Origin of the sequence: Polynucleobacter sp. P1-05-14, from assembly GCF_018881675.1 — a bacterium.
GTDB lineage: Bacteria > Pseudomonadota > Gammaproteobacteria > Burkholderiales > Burkholderiaceae > Polynucleobacter.
The window spans coordinates 1-4039 of the sequence record NZ_JACVPV010000010.1; the positions used below are offsets into that span (position 1 = coordinate 1).

At 43.1% G+C, this 4039-nt stretch carries 5 protein-coding genes; all 5 read right to left on the reverse strand.

The genetic code is table 11. The features are described from left to right. Nucleotides 1–284 precede the first annotated feature (284 nt). Complete coding sequence (locus ICN37_RS06665; RefSeq protein WP_215320471.1) at nt 285–986, reverse strand: haloacid dehalogenase type II; 702 nt, start codon at nt 984–986, stop codon at nt 285–287. A 152-nt stretch (nt 987–1138) separates the two neighbouring features. After that, nucleotides 1139–1381: a hypothetical protein gene (locus tag ICN37_RS06670; RefSeq protein WP_255538482.1), complete on the reverse strand. Its 243-nt coding sequence runs from the start codon at nt 1379–1381 to the stop codon at nt 1139–1141. Next, nucleotides 1356–1685 (reverse strand): hypothetical protein, encoded by a 330-nt coding sequence (locus tag ICN37_RS06675; protein ID WP_215361591.1) that lies wholly within the window; start codon nt 1683–1685, stop codon nt 1356–1358. Before ICN37_RS06675 ends, ICN37_RS06670 begins: the two co-directional genes overlap by 26 nt. Then, the gene (locus ICN37_RS06680; protein WP_216155902.1) at nt 1663–1953 is read right to left on the reverse strand and encodes a hypothetical protein; all 291 of its coding nucleotides are present in this window, start codon (nt 1951–1953) and stop codon (nt 1663–1665) included. The genes ICN37_RS06675 and ICN37_RS06680 overlap by 23 nt, the downstream gene beginning before the upstream one ends. Nucleotides 1954–2312: 359 nt before the next feature. Then, nucleotides 2313–3719 (reverse strand): DUF2252 domain-containing protein, encoded by a 1407-nt coding sequence (locus tag ICN37_RS06685; RefSeq protein ID WP_216155905.1) that lies wholly within the window; start codon nt 3717–3719, stop codon nt 2313–2315. Nucleotides 3720–4039: the final 320 nt, after the last annotated feature.

Sequence of the window (4039 nt, forward strand, 5' to 3'; positions counted from 1 at the left end):
GCAACCCGCTTGAGGCCACCAGACTTTAAAAACTCCTTAACTACCTTTAGTTTGAACTGCTTACTGTATTTGCTCATAAAACAAAACCCCCTTGGTTGGACTTGATGTCCAACTTTTGGGGGTCAGTTCATTCGGGTGGTTTTTCTTTAATCGCCTATTGCCACCATAAGTTACCGACACATTCCAAACAAGCAAAAGATGGATTAAAAGATGTCCTCATTATGATCAACAGTATTCAAGCTACTCACTAAAATCTGCCTGATGTCTATTGCAATAATTGGGTATCAGCAGTGCAATTGAGTTGCAAGGTCCGTAAGATCTTTGGCATGGTAAGTGGTAAATTCTTCACGATGCAAGTCTTGCCTTGAGAAGTTAGGGCCAAACTCTAGCGGTCTTTCAATGAAGGCCGTTTGAAGCCCGCAGGCATTTGCTGCCAGAAGATCATCTTTGTGAGCTGCCACAAGCATCACTTGTTCGGGGAGGACATTGAAAATCTCCGCGACACCTAAATAAGTTTCTGGATCAGGCTTGTAGTGACGAAATACTTCTGCTGAAAGAATTAAGTCCCAAGGAAGTCCCGCATTCTTAGCCATATCTGCAAGTAGGCCGAGATTTCCATTGGATAAGGTAACGATAGTAAATTTACTTTTTAATCTTGTCAGCCCTTCGACTGTATCTAGCCAGGGATTGAGGCGATGCCAAACTAGATTTAATTCTTGTACTTGTGATTCCGACAACGAGGTAATGTTGAATGTCTTCAATATGTCATCAAGGATCATACGATGCAAATCATCAATCTTTGTCCATGGCAGAGTTCCAGAGCGCACCTTGGCCATTGCTGGTTTATAACCATTGCGCCATGCGGTAGCGAATTCATCTGCATCAACTGGCAGGCTGAGTCTTTTGGCTTCGGCCGCGATTGATCCATGCCAGTCAACCACTGTTCCAAAGACATCAAAGGCTAGTATTTTGGGATCTGTACTCATTTTTAAAGTTCTTTTTGGGTTGGTATGTAGTGGAAAGGAGCCCCTCTTATCGGATATTAGCGGAATTCCAAATAAAAAACTCCCGAACTTTCATTCTTAAGCTTCATATCACTTGTGGGTCGGGCGAGATTCGAACTCGCGACCAACGGTGTTTAGGCTGTAAGTTGACGCTGTTTGATGAGTTCTGCAGCAGGGATCCGCACTATCTTGCCATTAATTGTGGTCACGATTGCGGTATTGGTTTGGATTGCCAAGTCTATCGCTGCTTTTCTAGCACGTTTAATAGCGAAGTAGGAGCCTGATATATCAGGATCTGGTGAATTGAGGATATCTTTGCTTGGAGTTACCGCAAAAGGCTTTTCTATGGGATTATTTTTTTCCATAAGCAGCATCATGATCTGGTTCAATTAATAAAACCCTTAGGAAATGATCTTCTCTGAAGCCAATTCCCCGGATTGATTTGCTAACTCGAAATGAGTAGAGTGCATCAATCCCTTTTGGTGTGGGAATGCTATGAATCTTTTCCCACTTCAATCCCTTATCGCGGTAAACCTGGTTCCAGGTCAATTGCGTGATTTTCTCAAAAGTGGCTAAGGCTTTCTCTTGTTCGGATGGCTCCAAACTCTCCCAGGTAGATTGGAAGATGGGGCTATTCAGATCAAGCTCAACTAAAGGCTCAGGCTTTGCGTTTTGCGCCATGAGTTTTAGCCATTTTTAGTTTAGAAAGGTCAGTTGCTTTGGCTGGCGTTTTTTGTGCCCAGACCAAGGCTGCTGATAAGTCCTTTTTAATGGCGGGCTTATGTACCCAACGCTCATTGTCGGGAATAACTGTGGCGGTACGAATAACCCAAACGCCAGGTTCAGGCGTTTCCACTAATACCTGACGTCCCGCATGCTCTTTGCCAAGCGAGATCTGCCCACTGGATCCAATGGATTTAATAACTTGATGATCTATCACTGCGCCCATGGCGTTCTCCTATATTCATGCAGCATGATTGCATTATAGCATGATATTAAAACAAGATGCTAATTAAGGTTTCAATTGAAAGGGGGTAATGCCAATTAACCGATTGTTAAAAGAAAAAGCCCCTAGATTTCTCCAGAGGCTTTTGTATAACTGGTGGGTCGGGCGAGATGCGAACTCGCGACCAACGGGCTTAAAAGAAGTCATATCTCTTTAAAACTCTATATAAATTAATGGTCTAAAGGGCCAAAAAATGATTGTGCGATTGGGTGTGCGATTGATCTTTTTTGAAAAGTTAACACTTGCAATCCCAGCCTCGAGTTCTTAAAGTCGATATGTATTTATTGTTGAGTAGCTGGATCTTAGAAATTCTCTGTAGCGCAAGAGACTTTGCCTGATTTAATTGCCTTTAAAAATGTAGCATAGTCAGCTTCATTTTGTTTGCTGTAAGCAATCGAGAACTTGACGAGAGCATCATCTAGGGATTCACTTTTTCCACAATAGCCAGCAAGAACGGCAGGATCTCCTGAACGGGCATGGGCGTTGGCTAATGCCCATCCAAATAGTTTTGCAAAATCAGGAAATACTTTAGTGTTGATGCCGTTCTCCCCAACTGAAATTCCACCCTTCATGTCGCGCAGCTGCCTTACATAAAAATCTGATTCTGCTGTTTTGCCAAAACCGAGAAAGAGGTCTGGAGCTCCTTGGATTAAGCATTGCCCATGAACGACACGTTCTCCTTCAGACTGAAATTGCGTATCAGGGAAAAAGGAAGCTAGAACTGACTTTTGCGCCTGTTTCGTTTGGAGGAAAAGCGGGTCATTTGCATCGCGTCCCTCAAAGTACATTACCCAGCAAGCGGTGCCCACGCTACCAACCCCAACAACTTTTCTTGCCCAATCAATCCATTTATAGCGTGCTAATAAATGTCTGCGATCTGGTGCTAAAGACTGAATGTAGGAATTAAGGCCTTGATCATTGAGCTCAGTAATCCTTCTTCCATGAGGCGAGAATTGGGGGTGCTCTATGAGCGGGGGATTATTAATGAGTCGAATTCCCTCGCTACTTAGTTCAGTGAGTTTTCCAAGCATGCCATGACCACTATTTTTTCGAGCCTTATCCAATAAACCTTTTAAATACTTTTGGCTTGCATCAGTTGCATTTTTTGCTGCGATACTCGTTAATGATTTGTCATCTATATAAGTGCGTTTGAGGTCTATATAGGGTATCGAGGCATATTGATGAAGATTATTTCTATATGCTCTGGAGATATTTCGCACAATATTTTCTCCATAAGTCTGATCTTGACCAAGTAACTTCGAGGCAATCATCGCGCTAGCTGTCAGCCGCTTTAAATCCCAGTCAAAATTTCCGGGAAGAGTTTCATCAAAATCATTAATTCCAAACACTAATTGGTGTTCAGTTGTGGAAAAGAACCCAAAGTTACTAACGTGTATATCTCCGCATAATTGAACTTGAATGGAGGGGCTTGGGAGTTTGGCCAAGTCATGTGCCATAGTTGCAGCGCCGCCTCTAAAAAACGCAAAAGGATCAGCCGCCATTCGAGCATGGCGAATTGGAACGTATTCAGGAATTCGGGTTTTAGCTTGAGCAAGCAGAATCTCAATTGGTCCTTGGCGCTTGCTTACTTCAGTAAATTGTCCAATTGAGGACCTATCAACCTCTTTGCGAATCGATTTTCCTAAAGTAAGTCGCTCTTGAGGGCTTGGATTATTTTTAAGGAATGATTCATACAGTTTGCTGGTCATGGCTCTATGATCTCATAGACTCTGGGCAGTAAAAAGCCCCGCAGAGCGAGGCTTAGTAATACTTAGTGGGTCCGGCGAGATTCGAACTCGTGACCAACGGGCTTATAGAGGTTTGATTGGCTCAGACAGTGTTCTTGTATGAAATAACAGCAGGTTTGTTGGGTTAACCGACTGAGGGCAAGGGGCTGCTTTCGACCGAGGCTGTGTAAAAACCCCCAATAATCTCCCTGTTTTTGTAAACACCTAAGCACCCTCAAACGTTAATTAAGTATCACTAATTAACGGATGTTCATGAAGATGAAACGATTCATTACTGGCCA